General features: G+C 66.0%; 15 protein-coding genes and 1 tRNA gene. 9 read left to right on the top strand and 7 right to left on the bottom strand.

The annotated features are described in order from the left end of the window. Positions 1-29: 29 nt before the first annotated feature. Genes dxs through GGD90_RS05570 form a run of 3 tightly spaced genes read right to left on the bottom strand, consistent with a single transcriptional unit; the run spans position 30 to position 3,157 of the window. Entirely contained in the window at positions 30-1,919 is a 1,890-nt protein-coding gene (gene dxs / locus GGD90_RS05580; RefSeq protein ID WP_153115269.1) for a 1-deoxy-D-xylulose-5-phosphate synthase, read from the bottom strand. Positions 1,920-1,949: 30 nt separating this feature from the next. After that, a complete protein-coding gene (locus tag GGD90_RS05575; RefSeq protein WP_153115268.1) occupies positions 1,950-2,882 on the bottom strand; it encodes a polyprenyl synthetase family protein in 933 nt (310 codons plus the stop codon). Next, positions 2,882-3,157 carry an exodeoxyribonuclease VII small subunit gene (locus GGD90_RS05570; protein ID WP_153115267.1) on the bottom strand — a complete coding sequence of 92 codons (276 nt, stop codon included), beginning with the start codon at positions 3,155-3,157 and terminating at the stop codon, positions 2,882-2,884. The genes GGD90_RS05575 and GGD90_RS05570 overlap by 1 nt, the downstream gene beginning before the upstream one ends. Positions 3,158-3,329: 172 nt before the next feature. Here GGD90_RS05570 and GGD90_RS05565 point away from each other — a divergent pair, with 172 nt between their 5' ends. The 3 genes from GGD90_RS05565 to GGD90_RS05555 all read left to right on the top strand — a co-directional run bounded on the left by GGD90_RS05565 (position 3,330) and on the right by GGD90_RS05555 (position 5,817). Further along, positions 3,330-4,427: an aromatic ring-hydroxylating oxygenase subunit alpha gene (locus tag GGD90_RS05565; RefSeq protein WP_153115266.1), complete on the top strand. Its 1,098-nt coding sequence runs from the start codon at positions 3,330-3,332 to the stop codon at positions 4,425-4,427. Positions 4,428-4,550: 123 nt separating this feature from the next. Beyond that, the gene (locus GGD90_RS05560; protein WP_153115265.1) at positions 4,551-4,901 is read left to right on the top strand and encodes a SpoIIAA family protein; all 351 of its coding nucleotides are present in this window, start codon (positions 4,551-4,553) and stop codon (positions 4,899-4,901) included. A gap of 1 nt (position 4,902) precedes the next feature. Beyond that, positions 4,903-5,817: a sulfurtransferase gene (locus tag GGD90_RS05555; protein WP_228273629.1), complete on the top strand. Its 915-nt coding sequence runs from the start codon at positions 4,903-4,905 to the stop codon at positions 5,815-5,817. A 76-nt stretch (positions 5,818-5,893) separates the two neighbouring features. On the opposite strand, the gene GGD90_RS05550 is transcribed toward GGD90_RS05555, so the two are convergent. Next, a complete protein-coding gene (locus tag GGD90_RS05550; RefSeq protein WP_153115264.1) occupies positions 5,894-7,936 on the bottom strand; it encodes an NADPH-dependent 2,4-dienoyl-CoA reductase in 2,043 nt (680 codons plus the stop codon). 50 nt (positions 7,937-7,986) lie between these two features. Then, positions 7,987-9,207, bottom strand: coding sequence for a tRNA epoxyqueuosine(34) reductase QueG (gene queG / locus GGD90_RS05545; protein ID WP_153115263.1), 1,221 nt, complete (start codon positions 9,205-9,207; stop codon positions 7,987-7,989). Here queG and tsaE point away from each other — a divergent pair. Both tsaE and GGD90_RS05535 read left to right on the top strand, forming a co-directional pair. Beyond that, positions 9,202-9,705, top strand: a complete 504-nt coding sequence (tsaE, locus tag GGD90_RS05540; RefSeq protein WP_228273628.1) for a tRNA (adenosine(37)-N6)-threonylcarbamoyltransferase complex ATPase subunit type 1 TsaE — start codon at positions 9,202-9,204, stop codon at positions 9,703-9,705. The genes queG and tsaE overlap by 6 nt on opposite strands. Next, a complete protein-coding gene (locus GGD90_RS05535; RefSeq protein WP_153115262.1) occupies positions 9,660-11,051 on the top strand; it encodes an N-acetylmuramoyl-L-alanine amidase in 1,392 nt (463 codons plus the stop codon). Before tsaE ends, GGD90_RS05535 begins: the two co-directional genes overlap by 46 nt. Positions 11,052-11,152: 101 nt before the next feature. Here GGD90_RS05535 and GGD90_RS05530 read toward each other — a convergent pair whose 3' ends face one another. Next, positions 11,153-11,413 (bottom strand): FaeA/PapI family transcriptional regulator, encoded by a 261-nt coding sequence (locus tag GGD90_RS05530; protein ID WP_153115261.1) that lies wholly within the window; start codon positions 11,411-11,413, stop codon positions 11,153-11,155. A gap of 152 nt (positions 11,414-11,565) precedes the next feature. Then, positions 11,566-11,641 (bottom strand) — tRNA-Thr (locus tag GGD90_RS05525). Between the two features lie 199 nt (positions 11,642-11,840). On the opposite strand from GGD90_RS05525, the gene GGD90_RS05520 reads away from it, so the two are divergent. Genes GGD90_RS05520 through GGD90_RS05505 form a run of 4 tightly spaced genes read left to right on the top strand, consistent with a single transcriptional unit; the run spans position 11,841 to position 14,911 of the window. Then, positions 11,841-12,467 (top strand): GspH/FimT family pseudopilin, encoded by a 627-nt coding sequence (locus GGD90_RS05520; protein WP_184414961.1) that lies wholly within the window; start codon positions 11,841-11,843, stop codon positions 12,465-12,467. Further along, entirely contained in the window at positions 12,458-13,060 is a 603-nt protein-coding gene (gene pilV / locus GGD90_RS05515) for a type IV pilus modification protein PilV (protein ID WP_228273627.1), read from the top strand. Before GGD90_RS05520 ends, pilV begins: the two co-directional genes overlap by 10 nt. After that, complete coding sequence (locus tag GGD90_RS05510; protein WP_228273646.1) at positions 13,057-14,280, top strand: PilW family protein; 1,224 nt, start codon at positions 13,057-13,059, stop codon at positions 14,278-14,280. The genes pilV and GGD90_RS05510 overlap by 4 nt, the downstream gene beginning before the upstream one ends. A 22-nt stretch (positions 14,281-14,302) precedes the next feature. Then, positions 14,303-14,911 (top strand): pilus assembly PilX family protein, encoded by a 609-nt coding sequence (locus GGD90_RS05505; protein WP_153115257.1) that lies wholly within the window; start codon positions 14,303-14,305, stop codon positions 14,909-14,911. The last annotated feature ends 3 nt before the right edge of the window (positions 14,912-14,914 follow it).

The following is a 14,914-nucleotide window of genomic DNA, read 5'->3' as shown; positions in this document are numbered from 1 at the left end:
TTCTTCTCCTGCAGGCGGCGTGGTGCTGCTCACGCCACCGTTCTCAATAGGGGCGCCGCGCCAAGGCGTTCACGAACCGTTGCGACGATGCCGGCGCGGTCGAGGCCGAGTTCGGCGAGCAGCAGCGACTGGTCGCCATGCTCGACAAAGCGGTCGGGCAGGCCGAGGCGCAGCAGCGGCGTCGGGCAGCCGGCTTCTTCGAGGACGCGCGCGACTTCGGAGCCGGCGCCGCCGACCAGCGCGTTTTCCTCGAGCGAGACGAGCAGCGTGTGCTCGGCGGCGAGTTCGAGAATCAGATCGCGGTCGATCGGCTTGACGAAACGCATGTTGGCGACGGTGGCACCGAGTTCTTCGCCAGCGGCAAGCGCCGGCGCGAGCATGCTGCCGAAGGCGAGCAGCGCGACGCTGCGGCCACGGCGGCGGATTTCGCCCTTGCCCAGCGGCAGCTCGTTCAGTTCGGGTTCGATGGCGACGCCCATGCCGCTGCCGCGCGGGTAGCGCACGGCAGCCGGGCCGTCGTAGCGGAAGGCGGTGGTCAGCATGCGTCGGCACTCGTTTTCGTCAGCCGGTGCCATGATCACCATGTTCGGGATGCAGGTCATGAACGACAGGTCGAAGGCGCCGTGGTGCGTCGGGCCATCGGCGCCGACGAGGCCACCACGGTCGAGCGCGAGGACGACCGGCAGGTTCTGTAGCGCGATGTCGTGCAGCAGCTGGTCGTAGCCACGCTGCAGGAAGGTCGAGTAGATCGCCAGTACCGGCTTCAGTCCTTCGCAGGCGAGACCGGCGGCGAAGGTCGCCGCGTGCTGTTCGGCGATGCCGACGTCGAAGTAGCGGTCCGGGTATTGCCGCGCAAAGCGGATCATTCCCGAGCCTTCACCCATCGCTGGCGTGATCGCCACCAGACGTTTGTCGGCGGCGGCCATGTCGCACAGCCAGTCGCCGAAAATCTGCGTATAGGTCGGCTTGCCGCCGCCCTTGCCTTCGAGGATGCCGACTTCGGGCTGGAACTTCGAGACGCCGTGGTAGAGGATCGGGTTCGCTTCGGCCTGCTGGTAGCCCTGTCCCTTCTTGGTGATGATGTGCAGGAACTGGGGGCCGCGCAGGTTCTTCAGGTTCTGCAGCGTCGGGATCAGCGAATCGAGGTCGTGGCCGTCGATCGGGCCGATGTAGTTGAAGCCGAATTCCTCGAACATCGTTCCCGGCGTCAGCATTCCCTTGACGTGCTCTTCGGCACGGCGCGCGAACTCGAGCAGCGACGGCGCGACGCCGAGCATCTTCTCGCCGGCGCGGCGCGCGGCATTGAAGGTGCTGCCCGAAAACAGGCGGGCGAGGTGGCGGTTGAGCGCGCCGACCGGCGGCGAAATCGACATGTCGTTGTCGTTGAGTACGACCAGCAGGTCGGCGTCGGTGACGCCGCCGTTGTTCAGCGCTTCAAACGGTTGGCCGGCGGACATGGCGCCATCACCGATCACCGCGACCGTCTTGCGCGTTTCGCCCTTCATGCGCGCGGCAACGGCCATGCCGAGAGCGGCCGAAATCGAGGTCGACGAGTGGCCGACGCCGAAGGTGTCGTACTCGCTTTCGCAGCGCTTGGGGAAGCCGGAAATCCCACCGTGCATGCGCAGCCGGTCCATGCCGGCACGCCGTCCCGTGAGCGCCTTGTGCACGTAGGTCTGGTGGCCGACGTCCCAGACGAGACGGTCGTAAGGCGTGTCGAAGACGTAGTGCAGCGCGATCGTCAGTTCGACGGTGCCGAGGTTCGACGACAGGTGGCCACCTGTCTTGGCGACCGAGCTGACGAGGAAGGTGCGCAACTCGTCGGCCAGTTGCGGCAGTTGCCGCCGGTCGAGCTTGCGCAGTGCTGACGGGTCATCGATGCTGTCGAGCAGCGGATAGGTGTTCGTCGTATTTGACATGGCAGTTCCCGGACGCCTCGCCCTGGCGGGCTAAAACTTGCGATGGGTGATGAAATCGGTGAGTGCGATCAGACGATCGGCACCCTGGCCAAAGCCGGACAGCGCTTCGAGTGCGTCGGTGCGCAGGCGTTCGGCGAGGTCGCGCGCGCCGTCGAGACCGAGCAGGCTGACGTAGGTCGGTTTGTCGGCAGCGGCATCCTTGCCGGCGGTCTTGCCAAGCGTTGCCGTGCTCGCCGTGCAGTCGAGAATGTCGTCGACGACCTGAAAAAGGAGGCCGGCACGGCGGGCGTAGCGGTCGAGCGCTGCATATTCGGACTCACTCATCGCCTCGCCGCAGAGCGCACCGAGCAGCGTCGCCGCGCGGATCAGCGCGCCGGTCTTGAGCGCGTGCATCAACTCGAGTTCGGGCTGGTTGAGCGCGTGGCCGACCGAAGCGAGATCGATCGCCTGGCCGCCGGCCATGCCGAGCGAGCCGCTGGCATGTGCCAGCAGCCCGACCATTTCGAGTTGGCGTGCCGCCGTTACCGGTGAATCGTCGTCAGCGCCGAAGGCATCGCCGGCGAGCAGACCGAAGGCCAGCGTCTGCAGGCTGTCGCCGACGAGCAGCGCGGTCGGCTCGTCGAACTCGACGTGACAGGTCGGACGGCCGCGGCGCAGCACGTCGTCGTCCATGCACGGCAGGTCGTCATGCACCAGCGAATAGACGTGGATCATCTCGACCGCGCAGGCGGCGACTTCGAGGCGTTCAGGTGTCGCGCCGGTCAGTTCGCCGGCGGCGCAGGCGAGCAGCGGGCGTACGCGCTTGCCGCCGCCGAGCGTGACGTAACGCATGGCGTCGTGCAGACGCGCCGGAATGGCTTCGCTGGACGGCAGGAAGCGGCCGAGCGCGCTTTCGATGCGCGCCTGGACGTCGTGCATCCAGGCGCCGAATGCGGCCTCTTGGTTTGCGGAATTTGTGCTCATCAGGAGTCTCCGGCGGCTGCGTCGAATTCGCGCAGGGTGCCGTTATCGAGTATCTGGATCCGTCGTTCGGCGTCGGCAAGCTGCCTTTGGCAGCGTTGCAGCAATTCGGCGCCGCGGCGGTAGGCGGTCAGCGATTCCTCAAGCGGCAGCTGCCCGTCTTCCATGCGTGCGACGATTGTTTCGAGCTCGGCGAGCGCCGTTTCGAAGCTCGGACCAGTGTCCGCAGCGGTGGCGGAGGACGCCGCTGCGACGGTTTCGCGTGCGGATTGCGCCATGAATTAAGAACCGGAAGAAACGCGACAAAATAGCCGAAAGGGGGCTTCTGGTCAATTGTAAAGGCGGCTAGAATCGACGCCGCTCCGGGCGCCCGGCAGGCGCCGGCGCTGTTGCCGGACGCATCTCCGGCGGCGTCTGGCGCATGTTTTCTGTCACTGCGGAGACCGCTGCATGTCCGACACTGCCCTCGCTGCCGAACTGGCGGCGACCCGCCCATTGCCGCCCGACTGGTACTCCGACGCCGATCTGTTTGCCCTTGAGCAGCAGCGCTTCTTTGCCGCAGGCCCCGGCTACGTCGGCCACGAACTGATGGTGCCCGAGGTGGGCGACTATCGTACGCTTGAGGCGGTCGATCACTCGCGCCTGCTGCTGCGCCGCGACGACGGCGTCTGGCTGATGTCGAACGTCTGCCGGCATCGCCAGGCGATCATGCTGCAGGGCAACGGCAAGCTGAAGCGTATCGTCTGCCCGATCCACCGCTGGTCGTACGACAGCGACGGCCAACTCGTCGGTGCGCCGCGCTTCAAGGAGAAGCCGTGCCTGGCACTCGAGCGGCAGCGGCTGCAGTCGTGGCAGGGCCTGCTCTTCGCCGGGCCGCGCCCGGTGGCGAAGGATCTCGCCGCGCTCAACGGCGACGTTTTCGACTTTTCCGGCTACCGCCTCGACCGCGTCGTCACGCACGAGTGCAACTACAACTGGAAGACCTTCATCGAGGTTTATCTCGAGGACTATCACGTCGCGCCCTTCCATCCGGGGCTTGGCAACTTCGTCAGTTGTGACGATCTCGCCTGGCAGTTCGGCGAGCGCTTTTCGGTGCAGCGCGTCGGCCTCACGCGTTTCGAGCGCAGCGGCTCGCCGGCCTACGCGCGCTGGCAGCGGGCGGTGCGCGAGGTCCACCAGGGCGCGCTGCCGGCGCAGGGCGCCGTCTGGCTGACGCTGTTCCCGAACGTGATGGTCGAGTGGTATCCGCAGACGCTGGTCGTTTCCTCGCTGATGCCGCAGTCGCCGGGGCGCACGCTCAACATCGTCGAGTTCTACTACCCCGAGGGGATCGTCGCCGACAATCGCGAATTCGTCGAGGCGCAGCAGGCGGCCTACCTGGAAACGGCGACCGAGGACGACGAAATCGGTGAGCGCATGGACCGCGGCCGGCGCGCGCTGGCGCAGGCAGGGCGGCATGAGACCGGCCCCTACCAGTCGCCGCTCGAAGACGGCATGCGCCACTTTCACGAGTATTACCGGCGCGTGCTCGGTCGGCCGGCAGGCTGACCCGCCGGGTGTCGAACGCGCCTGCATGACGGCGCTGGCAGGCGCCAGCGCGCCGCTGACGGGCGTCGCCAGCGGGCGCCGGTGCTACACTTCCTGACCAGAATAACCTCCAGGGAGTGCGCAATGATCCTGACTGACCGCCAGCCACATCGCGTTGAAGTGACCGTTCTCGGCGAATTCGAGTTGGCCGACTTCAAGCAGTTCGAGACCTTGTTCGACGAGGTGCTCGCCGGCGACGCGCCGGTCGACCTCTACTTCGATCTGCGCGGAATGGCCGGCTTTACCGTCGATGTCGCCTGGGAAGAGGTGGTTTTCTCGCGCCAGCACGGCAAAGACTTCCGCCGCATCGCGGTCATCGCCGAGCATCGCTGGGAAGCCTGGGCGGTGTGGCTGACCAAGCTGTCGGCACAGGCCGAACTGCGCGTCTTTGCCGACGAGGAAGGCGCGCGCGGCTGGCTGGCCGGAGCGCTCTGAAGTGAGCGATACCGTGCCCGGTATCGGCGAGCGGGCAGCAGCGCCGGTGTTCACCACGCTCGTCGATGCGGCGACGCTGGCGGCGCACTTGGGTGATCCCGACTGGAAGATCGTCGATTGCCGGCATCGCCTGCACGACACCGGCTACGGCGAGCGCGCCTACGCCGAATCGCATCTGCCTGGTGCCGTTTTCCTGCACCTCGACCGCGACCTTTCGGCGCCGATGAACGGCCGCAACGGCCGGCATCCACTGCCTGATCCGGCGCTGCTGGCGCAGCGGCTGGCCGCTGCCGGTCTTCTTGGCGAGCGCACGCAGGTGGTCGCCTATGACGACGCCGGCGGCATGTTCGCGGCGCGCCTGTGGTGGCTGCTGCGCTGGCTGGGACATGCGCAGGTCGCGGTTCTCGATGGCGGCGTCGACGCCTGGCGCGGCGAGGGGCGACCGTTTTCCTGTGTCGCACCGCTGGCGGCAGACGCCGCCGTTCCGCCCCTGCCTGCGCCGGAAATGCTGCATTCGGCGCTGGTCGACGCGGCGACGATCGAGGCCGGTCTTGAACGCGGCGAGCTATGCCTGATCGACGCGCGCTCGCCCGAGCGTTTCCGTGGCGAAAACGAGACGCTCGATCCGTTCGGTGGCCACATCCCCGGCGCGCGCAACCGCTTCTTCGGCAACAATCTCGATGCCGAGGGCCGCTTCCGCCCGGCCGCCGAACTGCGTGCGGATTTCCTGACGGTGCTTGATGGCGTGCCACCGGAACGCGCGGTGATGTATTGCGGCTCGGGCGTCACCGCCTGCCACAATCTGCTGGCGCTGGAAATTGCCGGCCTCTCGGGTCCGCGGCTCTATCCGGGGTCGTGGAGCGAGTGGTGCACACCCGGCGAAGACGGCCAGCCGCAGCGGCCACTGGCCAGCTGAATCCGTACCGGCAGGCGGCGTTTGCCGCCTGCCGTCAGCAATCCGCTCCCGTTTTTTTCGTGAACGGCGGCGCCGCTCAGAGCGTGGCGCCGGTTTCCGTTCCCTGCTCGATGGCGCGTTTGGCGTCGAGTTCGCTGGCGACGTCGGCGCCGCCGATCAGCGTCAGCGCGACACCGCGTTCCTGCAGTCCGGCTTCGAGTTCGCGCCGCGGTTGCTGACCGGCGCAGACGACGATGCTGTCGACCGGCAGGCACTGACGCTCGCCAGCGACCACGATGTGCAGGCCGGCGTCGTCGATGCGCTCGTAGCTGACTCCCGAGAGCATCTCGACACCGCGCTGCTTGAGCAACGTGCGGCGGATCCAGCCGGTCGTCTTCGCCAGTCCGTCGCCGACCTTGGACGCTTTCCGCTGCAGCAGCCACACCTGCCGCGGCGAGGTCGGCGCCGTTGGCGTGACGAGGCCGCCGCGCTGGGCGAAGCTCGGGTCGATACCCCATTCGTGCTGGAAAGCGCTGAGCGTGTCGGCGGCGTCGTCGGTGTCGGCAGGTGCGTGCGTCAGCAGTTCGGCAACGTCGAAACCGATGCCGCCAGCACCGATGATCGCCACGCGCTTGCCGGCCGGATGACGGCCTTCGATCAGGTCGATATAGCTCGTCACCGACGGGTGTTCGATGCCGGGGATGTCCGGCGTGCGCGGCACGATACCGGTGGCGAGGACGACATGGTCGAAGCCCTCGGCGACAAGCGCCGCGGCGTCGACACGTGCGCCTAGGCGACGCTCGACGCCGGCCTTGGCGAGGCGGCGGTCGAAGTAGCGCAGCGTCTCGGCGAACTCGTCCTTGCCTGGAATCTGCCGCGCCAGATTGAACTGGCCGCCGATGCGCTCGGCGCTGTCGAAGAGCGTCACCCGGTGACCGCGTTCGGCGGCGGTGGCGGCGCAGGCGAGCCCGGCCGGGCCGGCGCCGACGACGGCGATGCGCTTGGCGTCTCGGGTTGGCTCGATCGGCAGCACGGTTTCGTGGCAGGCGAGCGGATTGACCAGACACGAGCAGACGCGGCCGGCGAAGATGTGGTCCAGACATGCCTGGTTGCAGCCGATGCAGGTGTTGATCTCGTCGCTGTGTCCGGCGGCGGCCTTGGCCATGAAGTCGGGGTCGGCGAGGAAGGGGCGCGCCATCGAGACCATGTCGGCGGCGCCAGAAGCGAGTACCTGCTCCGCGGTTTCGGGCGTGTTGATGCGGTTGGTGGCGACCAGCGGGATGCGTACCGCGCCCTGCAGGCGCTGCGTCACCCAGGCGAAGGCGGCGCGCGGCACCATCGTCGCGATGGTCGGGATGCGTGCCTCGTGCCAGCCGATACCGGTGTTGATGATCGTCGCGCCGGCGGCCTCGATCGCCTGCGCCAGCGCGACGATCTCGTCCCAGTTGCTGCCGCCTTCAACCAGATCGAGCATCGACAGGCGGAAGATGATGATGAAGTCGTCGCCAGCGGCGGCGCGCACGCGGCGCACCGCTTCGACGGCGAAGCGGATGCGGTTCTCGAAACTGCCGCCCCAGCGGTCGTCGCGGCGATTGGTCTGCGGCGCGATGAACTGGTTGATCAGGTAGCCTTCGGAGCCCATCACCTCGACGCCATCGTAGCCGGCGAAGCGGGCGAGTACGGCGCAGCGCGCGTAGTCGTCGAGGGTGCGCTCGATGTCTTCCTCGCTCATCGCGCGCGGACGCACCGGCGAGATCGGCGCCTGCAGCGCCGACGGCGCGACAGCACCAGGATGGAAGGCGTAACGGCCGACGTGCAGGATCTGCAGCGCGATCTTGCCGCCTTCGGCGTGCACCGCCTCGGTGACGAGCCGGTGCTTTTCGGCGTGCGCCTCGGTTTCCAGTGCGGCGGCGCCGGGCATGACGACGCCTTCCTGGTTCGGCGCGATGCCGCCGGTGACGATCAGGCCGACACCGCCGCGCGCGCGCGCCGCGTAGAAGGCGGCCATGCGCGCAAAGCCGCCCGGCGCTTCTTCCAGTCCGGTGTGCATCGAGCCCATCAGCGCGCGGTTCTTCAGTGTGGTGAAGCCGAGGTCGAGCGGCGCGAACAGGTGCGGGAAGGGCGCTTGCGGGGCGTTCATGAAAGCAGTCTCCGGATGTTGTTGTCGGTATGGGGGTAAAACGCCGTCGATTATTGCCGCACAGCGGACGGCGGGCAAGGACCGCCGGCGACGCGCTGCGCCTGCTGCGCCAGCGCCCAGGCGACGTGCTCGCGCAGCAGTGGAGAAGGATCGTCGGCGCGCGTCTGCAGCGCGGCGACGATCTGTGGCGTGGCGGCCGAAAGCGGTGCGTTGCCGAGCGCGACGGCGATATTGCGCAGCCAGCGCTGGTGACCGATGCGGCGGATCGGGCTGCCAGCGAGGCGCGCGTCGAAGTCGCTCTCGCTCCAGGCAAAGAGTTCGACCAGCGGCGGCGCGTCGAGCGCGTGGCGCACCGCGAAGTCAGCGTCGCCGAGACGCGCAAAGCGGTTCCACGGGCAGGCGATCTGGCAATCGTCGCAGCCGTAGATGCGCGCACCGATCAGTGGTCGCAGTTCGGGTGGAATCGCCCCATGCAGCTCGATCGTCAGGTAGGAGATGCAGCGCCGCGCGTCGACTTCGTAGGGCGCAACGATGGCGTCGGTCGGGCAGGCGTCGAGGCAGCGCCGGCAGTCGCCGCAGTGCTCGGCGACGGGGGCGTCGGGCGGCAGCGGCAAGGTGGTGTACAACTCGCCGAGGAAGCGCCACGAACCTTCGCGCGTCAGCGACAGGCTGTGCTTGCCGCGCCAGCCGATGCCGGCCAGTCGCGAAAACTCGACTTCCAGCACTGGCGCCGAATCGGCAAAGGCGCGCGCGGCAAAGTGCTCGCGGATTTCGTCACCGACAGCGGCCTGCTCGATTTCATCGCGCAGGCGTTCGGCGAGCTTCTGCAGCCGTCGGCGCAGCGTCTTGTGATAATCGCGGCCGAGCGCGTAGCGCGAGATGTAGCCGAGACTGCCGTCAGTGAGCGCCTGCTCGCACTCGGCGGCGCTTGGCCAGTAGGGCAGGCTCACCGAAATGACCGAACGCAGGCCGGGCAGCAGCGTCTCCGGCGCGCAGCGCAGGCCGACGTTTCTCGCCATATAATCCATGCTGCCGTGGCGGCCGAGTTCCAGCCAGCGCTGGAACGCCGGAATTGCCGCCGAAACGTCGATGCCGGCAATGCCGACGCCGGAAAAACCGAGTTCGCGGCCCCAATCCTTGAGTCGGCGTGCCAGCGCCGCCCAGTCGTAGCCGCCAGCACTGCCGGCGATGGGGGCGATCGCTGCCGACAGCGCCCCTGCCGACGCAACTGCGCCGCTTCCCTTTTCCCTTGTGGAGTCTTCATCGTGCATGGCAGCGATCATAACCAGTCCACCCTGTGCCTGCACTTGCCGGGCGAGGCGTCGACCATCGCCGCCGGCACTGCGCTGGCGGCGGCGCTAAAGCCCGGCCTGAATATCTGGCTGATCGGCGACCTTGGCGCCGGCAAGACGACGCTGGTGCGCGCGGCCTTGCGCGCGCTCGCTTACACGGGGCCGGTGAAGAGCCCGACGTATTCATTGGTTGAACTTTATAAACTTTCGAGCTTATACTTGTATCACTTTGATTTTTATCGCCTCAACCATCCAGAGGAATTCGTCGATGCGGGATTGGGCGAATACTTCACCGACGCTGCCATACGTTTCGTCGAGTGGCCGGACAAGGCTGCGGGCTTTCTGCCGCGCGCCGATCTGCTCGTTCGCCTGCGCCATGCCGGCGACGGACGGGAACTCGAACTTGAGGCCGTCACTGCGGCGGGGCAACAATGTCTGAGCGAGGTGAGCGGCCACTTGCCGGGCGGCGCCGCCTGATCGGCGCCGCCAGCGCGACGTTGCTGCTGCTGGCGACGCCGACGGCGCTGCGCGCTGCGTTGCGCGCGCCGAGCGTGCTCGCCGTGCGCGTCTGGCCGGCGCCCGATTACACGCGCGTCGCCATCGAGTACGACGCGCCGCTCAAGTACTCGCAGTTCCTCGTCAAGAACCCCGACCGTCTGGTCGTCGATCTCGAAGGCGTCGAATTCAACGGCGTTCTCGACAGCCTGTCGCGCAAGGTGGCACCGGACGATCCGAACATCCGCCTGCTGCGCGCCGGTCGCTTCAAGCCCGGCGTCGTGCGTCTGGTGATGGAGCTGAAGAACGAGGTAAGACCGCAGGTTTTCGTGCTGCCGCCGGTCGGCGAGTACGGTTATCGGCTGGTGCTCGACGTCTATCCGGCGACGCCGCCCGACCCGCTGCTGTCGCTGCTCGACGGCAAGGATGGCGAAGTGGGCGCGGGCGGAGGTTCGGGCGGTGACGAGCGCCGGCTACGTGGCGACGGCGAGCCGGATGCACGTGGCGATCAGCGGACGGACTCCCGTCTGGAGTCGAAGCCCGAGCTGCGCGCCGATGCGCGCGCCGAAGCGCGGGTAGAGACGCGCAAGCGTGGTAAGCCGGTGGTCGACCGGTTGGTGACGATCACGCTCGACCCCGGCCACGGTGGCGAAGACCCCGGCGCCGTCGGTCGCGGCGGCAGCTACGAAAAGCACGTCACGCTCGCTGTTGCGCAGCGCCTGAAAGCACGCATCGACAACGAGCCGAACATGCGTGCCGTGCTCACGCGTGATTCCGACTTCTTCGTGCCGCTGCACGTGCGCGTGCAGAAGGCGCGGCGCATCCAGTCCGACCTCTTTGTATCGATCCACGCCGACGCCTTCATCAGGCCTGACGCGCGCGGATCTTCGGTGTTCGTACTGTCAGAGCGCGGCGCCACCAGTTCGGCAGCGCGCTATCTGGCGCAGAAGGAAAACGAGGCCGACCTGATCGGTGGCGTCAATATCGACGTCAAGGACCCGATCCTCGCGCGCACGCTGCTCGATCTGTCGCAGACGGCAACGATCAACGACAGCCTCAAGCTGGGCCGGGCGGTGCTCGGTGAACTCGGCGCCATCAACCGCCTGCACAAGGACAGCGTCGAACAGGCGGGTTTTGCCGTGCTCAAGGCGCCGGACATTCCTTCCATTCTGGTCGAGACGGCGTTCATCTCGAATCCGGAAGAGGAAAAGCGCCTCAACGACGAGGCTTATCAGGACAAGATGGCTGACGCCATCCTTGCGGGGATTCGCAAATACTTTGCGCGCAACCCGCCGCTTGCCAAATCAAAACTGGCGCGGCTCGACTGAAAATATCGGCACTCAGGCAGCGATCAGGCGGGTGGGGGTTTGTCCGGGTCTGCTCGGGGGGAGCTCCGCAGCAGGCAAGCCGGCTGCGGAGCAAGGCAGTTCTAGACGCTGGCCGTCGAAGCGCCGGCTTTCCTGCCCGGTGCAGCGGGCGGGCTGAAACCGGAAACGCGGCAGAGAATGCTCTCGACCGGCTTGCCGTCGGTGAATCGGGTAACGTTGCAGCGGGAAATTTCGCCGCGCGCCGACAGGTCGGACAGCGAAGCGCGCACGTCAGCCAGCGGAATTCCCGTGGCGGCGGCGATTTCGGAGTCGAGCAACTGACCGTGCTTCTTCAGATGTTGGAGAATCGGGGTGGCGTGCATGGCAATCCTTTTCTGGGCGCTGCGCCGATGCGGACACCGGCACAACGTGAGCAACGCGAGCAGCGTTGATGCCTTCGGGAGCAGCGGTCAAACGAGGAACAACAAAAGCAAAAAGGCCAACCCGAAGAATTGGCCTGAATACTTGAAACTCTTGGTGCTGCTGACCGGAATCGAACTGGTGACCTACTGATTACGAATCAGTTGCTCTACCGACTGAGCTACAGCAGCGACGGGCGCGGATTATAGACGAAAGCGCCGCCCGAAACAAGGCTGTTCGCGGCCTGCCCGAGCCGGCTTGTTCCGGCGGGGTCGCCGCAACGGACTGCGCCGCAGCTGGCCGCCATCGCCGCAGCCGGCCATCGGCCAGAAACTGCCGTTCGTCATGCGCTGCTTGTGCCCTTGCGCGCAATTGTCCACCATGAAACCCATGAGAAAAGAGCCTCTTTCCGCGTGTCCCGCCCTTTGGCAGCGGCCGCTTGCGCCAGTGTTCGCGGGGTTTCGCCTTGCCGCCGCCGGCTTCACGCTGATCGAGTTGCTGGTGGTGTGTCTGCTGATCGGCATCTTCGCGATGATCGCGCTGCCGGATTTTTCCGGCATGATCAAGAGCGAGCGACTGGTTGCGCAGAGCAACGATCTGGTCAGTGACATTGCCTTTGCGCGCGCCGAAGCGATGCAAAGAGGCAGGCGGGTGACGTTCTGCCCGTCGTCCGACCAGAGTTCATGTGCTGGCTCTTGGGCGGCAGGCCGGATTGTTTTCCTCGACCTTAACGGCGATGGCAGTCGTGATGCTGCCGCGTCCGCCGGCGAGAACGTATTGCGTGTGCGCGGTGCGCTTCCTGGTGGCAATTCGCTGACCTGGAGCAGTTCGACACAGTTCCTTCAGTTCCGGAGTTCCGGTGTGCCATCGGCAGGTATCTCCCACTCCGCCGCCGCCGAGCAGATGCGCGACACCTTCAAGCTTTGCGACGCAACGGTCGCCAATAGTGGGCGCGAGATCATTGTTTCAGTGCTCGGGCCGATCGAAGTGAAGAGGGAGGGCGTGACGTGTCCCTGACTGCGTTTTCGCGTCGGCCGCTCCGGAGAACGGTACGCGGCTTCTCGCTGATCGAGGTGATGGTGACGATCGTCATCGTCTCTTTCGGCCTGCTCGGCCTGGCTGGCCTGCTGTTTTCGAGCATCACGGCGGGGCAGACGTCGATGTCGCGTACCGTCGCTGTTGACCTTGCCAACGAGATGGGTGACCGCATCCGCGCCAACTGGAAAGCCGTCAAGGATGGCAAGTTCGACGCGGTCGCGGTAAAAAGTGCTGCCGATCTCGCCGCCGCTTGCCCGAAAGCGTGCATGCTCGGGCAATGCACCCCCGCCGACCAGGCGACGCTGGATGTCTGCCTGTGGCAGGCGCAGGTGAGCAAGCAACTGCCGGGCGGGCAGGCCTGCATCATCGCGTCGCCGGATCCGACCCTGACGCCCGATCCCGATCCCTGCAAGCCGGTGAATCCCCTGAATCTGAAGTGCGAAGACACCACCAAGGCTTGCTCTTTCCGGGTCACGGTCCTGTGGAACGAAAACGCATACAGCACCGGGGCTGCCGCCAGTCAGCTCTTTCAGAACGCGCAGACGAGCTATTCGGTGAGTGTCCAGCCATGAATTCCGCAGATTTGCAGAGAGCCCGGCGAGCGTCCGCACAGCGCGGCTTTTCGCTGATCGAGTTGATGGTCGCGGCGATCATCGGCATCGTCATTCTCGGCGTCGTCGCTTCGCTCTACATCGCCAATCGCAAGGTTTTCCAGTTCCAGGAGTCGTATTCGCGGCTGCAGGAAGCCGGGCGCTACACCATGGACGCACTCGGCAGCGACATGCGTGCTGCCAGTTACGCCGGTTGTGGCCCGCTGGCGGAAGCCACCAATCTGTCGAACCTGCTGAATCCGTCTCTGCACGAAGAGATCAGGAACATCATCGCCAAGGATGGTTCCGGCAATCCCTACTGGTGGCTCGATACGGCAAGGATGGTCTGGGGTTATGACGACAACGGCGGGGCGATACCTGCCGAACTCAACGCGACTGTCTCTGACAGTGATGTTCTGGTCGTCAAGTATCGTTCTTCGGCTGGTGAAATCATGATTACCGACCATGACCTTGCCAACAGGCGATTTGCCGTCGCTGCCAACAGCTATCCGAAGGGGACAACTTTAGTCGCATCCGATTGCGCGCATGCAAGCGCGTTTCGTATGTCGAACGTCAGCTCCGGAAGCCCGGCGCTCATCGAGTACAACACCGGTTCATTGCCGGCTGCTCTGGATAACACCGGCGATCAACTTTCGCCGGAAAAGTATGCGGTCGGCGGCTTCATCTCGCCGCTCATCGTCAATGCCTACTACGTCATGGCGTCGAACAGTCCGGCGCTGGTCGATACCCCGGACCCGTGCCCGACGACGGACGCGGCCTTCATCCGCCGGGTGCTGGTTGTCCGCACCTTGTCCGGATCGACCGACGGCAATCTGCTGCCGCCCCGGCCGGTGGCTTGCGACGTGCAGACCTTGCAGGTCCGTTTTGGCGTCGATAACGACGGTGATGTCTCGGCAGACCGGTTCATGAGGGCCGACGAAATCGGCGTCAACAATCAGGCACTTTGGCGCAGGGTCGTCAGCGTGCGGGTTGAGCTATTGGTCGTCAATCCCAAGCTCAACACCGCTGAGTCCGATGTCGTTCAGTGCCTCGACTACAACGGTGGCGGCACGCCCCAAACCTGCCCAAACGCCGCCGACGCAACGGCCGGCGCGGGTTACGGCTATCGCTGGGCCGGGCAGGGGCGCCGCAGCGCCAAGGTGTTCACCTCCACCTACAGTTTGCGCAACCGTGCTTCCTGATCTCTTCGTCCGGACCGACATCATGAAGCGAAGACGCCTCGACCCGCCCATTCAACCTCTGCACAGACGCGAGTCGGGTTTCGTGCTGGTGACGGCACTGATGTTCCTCATCGTGCTGACGGTGCTCGGCCTCAGCATCATGAGTACCAATACGCTTGAGGAGCGCATGGCCGGCTATTTTCGTGACCGGCAGCTGGCGCTCGAATCTGCCGAGGCCGGTTTGCGTGATGCCGAGCGCGACATCTTCAGCGGCTCACGTGCGATCTCCGGAATCATGGGCTTCGAGGCCGGTTGTGCCGACAGCGGCTCCTATCAGGGTTTGTGCCAGCCCAGTACCACAGGGAATCCGATCTGGGTTGATCTTGAGGTCCCCAGTAACTCCGGATACCCCGGCTGGGTTGGCTCGGGTGACGAGAATGCCGCGGTGAAGAGTGTCAAGTACGGTGCCTACTCAAGCGCGCCGCTGCTGGCGAGGGTTGCCAGACAGCCGCGCTACATCATCGAGGCGCTGACGGTTCCGTCCTTCGACCTGGAGCCCGGCAAAAGCTCTTATGTCTACCGCGTCAGCGCTGTCGGCTTCGGTCGGCGCGTTGCGACGCGCGTAGTTTTGCAGGCGCTTTATCTCCCGTAGGCC

Source organism: Rhodocyclus tenuis (assembly GCF_014197755.1).
Classification (GTDB): domain Bacteria; phylum Pseudomonadota; class Gammaproteobacteria; order Burkholderiales; family Rhodocyclaceae; genus Rhodocyclus; species Rhodocyclus tenuis.
The sequence above is the reverse complement of the archived record's forward strand: the minus strand, read 5'-3'. Positions and strand labels throughout refer to the sequence as shown.

Bases quoted from the DNA above. Each gene is read 5' to 3' on its own strand.
- dxs (WP_153115269.1), bottom strand. From the start codon at position 1,919: ATGTCAAATACGACGAACACCTATCCGCTGCTCGACAGCATCGATGAC.
- GGD90_RS05575 (WP_153115268.1), bottom strand. From the start codon at position 2,882: ATGAGCACAAATTCCGCAAACCAAGAGGCCGCATTCGGCGCCTGGATG.
- GGD90_RS05570 (WP_153115267.1), bottom strand. From the start codon at position 3,157: ATGGCGCAATCCGCACGCGAAACCGTCGCAGCGGCGTCCTCCGCCACC.
- GGD90_RS05565 (WP_153115266.1), top strand. From the start codon at position 3,330: ATGTCCGACACTGCCCTCGCTGCCGAACTGGCGGCGACCCGCCCATTG.
- GGD90_RS05560 (WP_153115265.1), top strand. From the start codon at position 4,551: ATGATCCTGACTGACCGCCAGCCACATCGCGTTGAAGTGACCGTTCTC.
- GGD90_RS05550 (WP_153115264.1), bottom strand. From the start codon at position 7,936: ATGAACGCCCCGCAAGCGCCCTTCCCGCACCTGTTCGCGCCGCTCGAC.
- queG (WP_153115263.1), bottom strand. From the start codon at position 9,207: ATGCACGATGAAGACTCCACAAGGGAAAAGGGAAGCGGCGCAGTTGCG.
- GGD90_RS05535 (WP_153115262.1), top strand. From the start codon at position 9,660: ATGTCTGAGCGAGGTGAGCGGCCACTTGCCGGGCGGCGCCGCCTGATC.
- GGD90_RS05530 (WP_153115261.1), bottom strand. From the start codon at position 11,413: ATGCACGCCACCCCGATTCTCCAACATCTGAAGAAGCACGGTCAGTTG.
- GGD90_RS05520 (WP_184414961.1), top strand. From the start codon at position 11,841: ATGAGAAAAGAGCCTCTTTCCGCGTGTCCCGCCCTTTGGCAGCGGCCG.
- GGD90_RS05510 (WP_228273646.1), top strand. From the start codon at position 13,057: ATGAATTCCGCAGATTTGCAGAGAGCCCGGCGAGCGTCCGCACAGCGC.
- GGD90_RS05505 (WP_153115257.1), top strand. From the start codon at position 14,303: ATGAAGCGAAGACGCCTCGACCCGCCCATTCAACCTCTGCACAGACGC.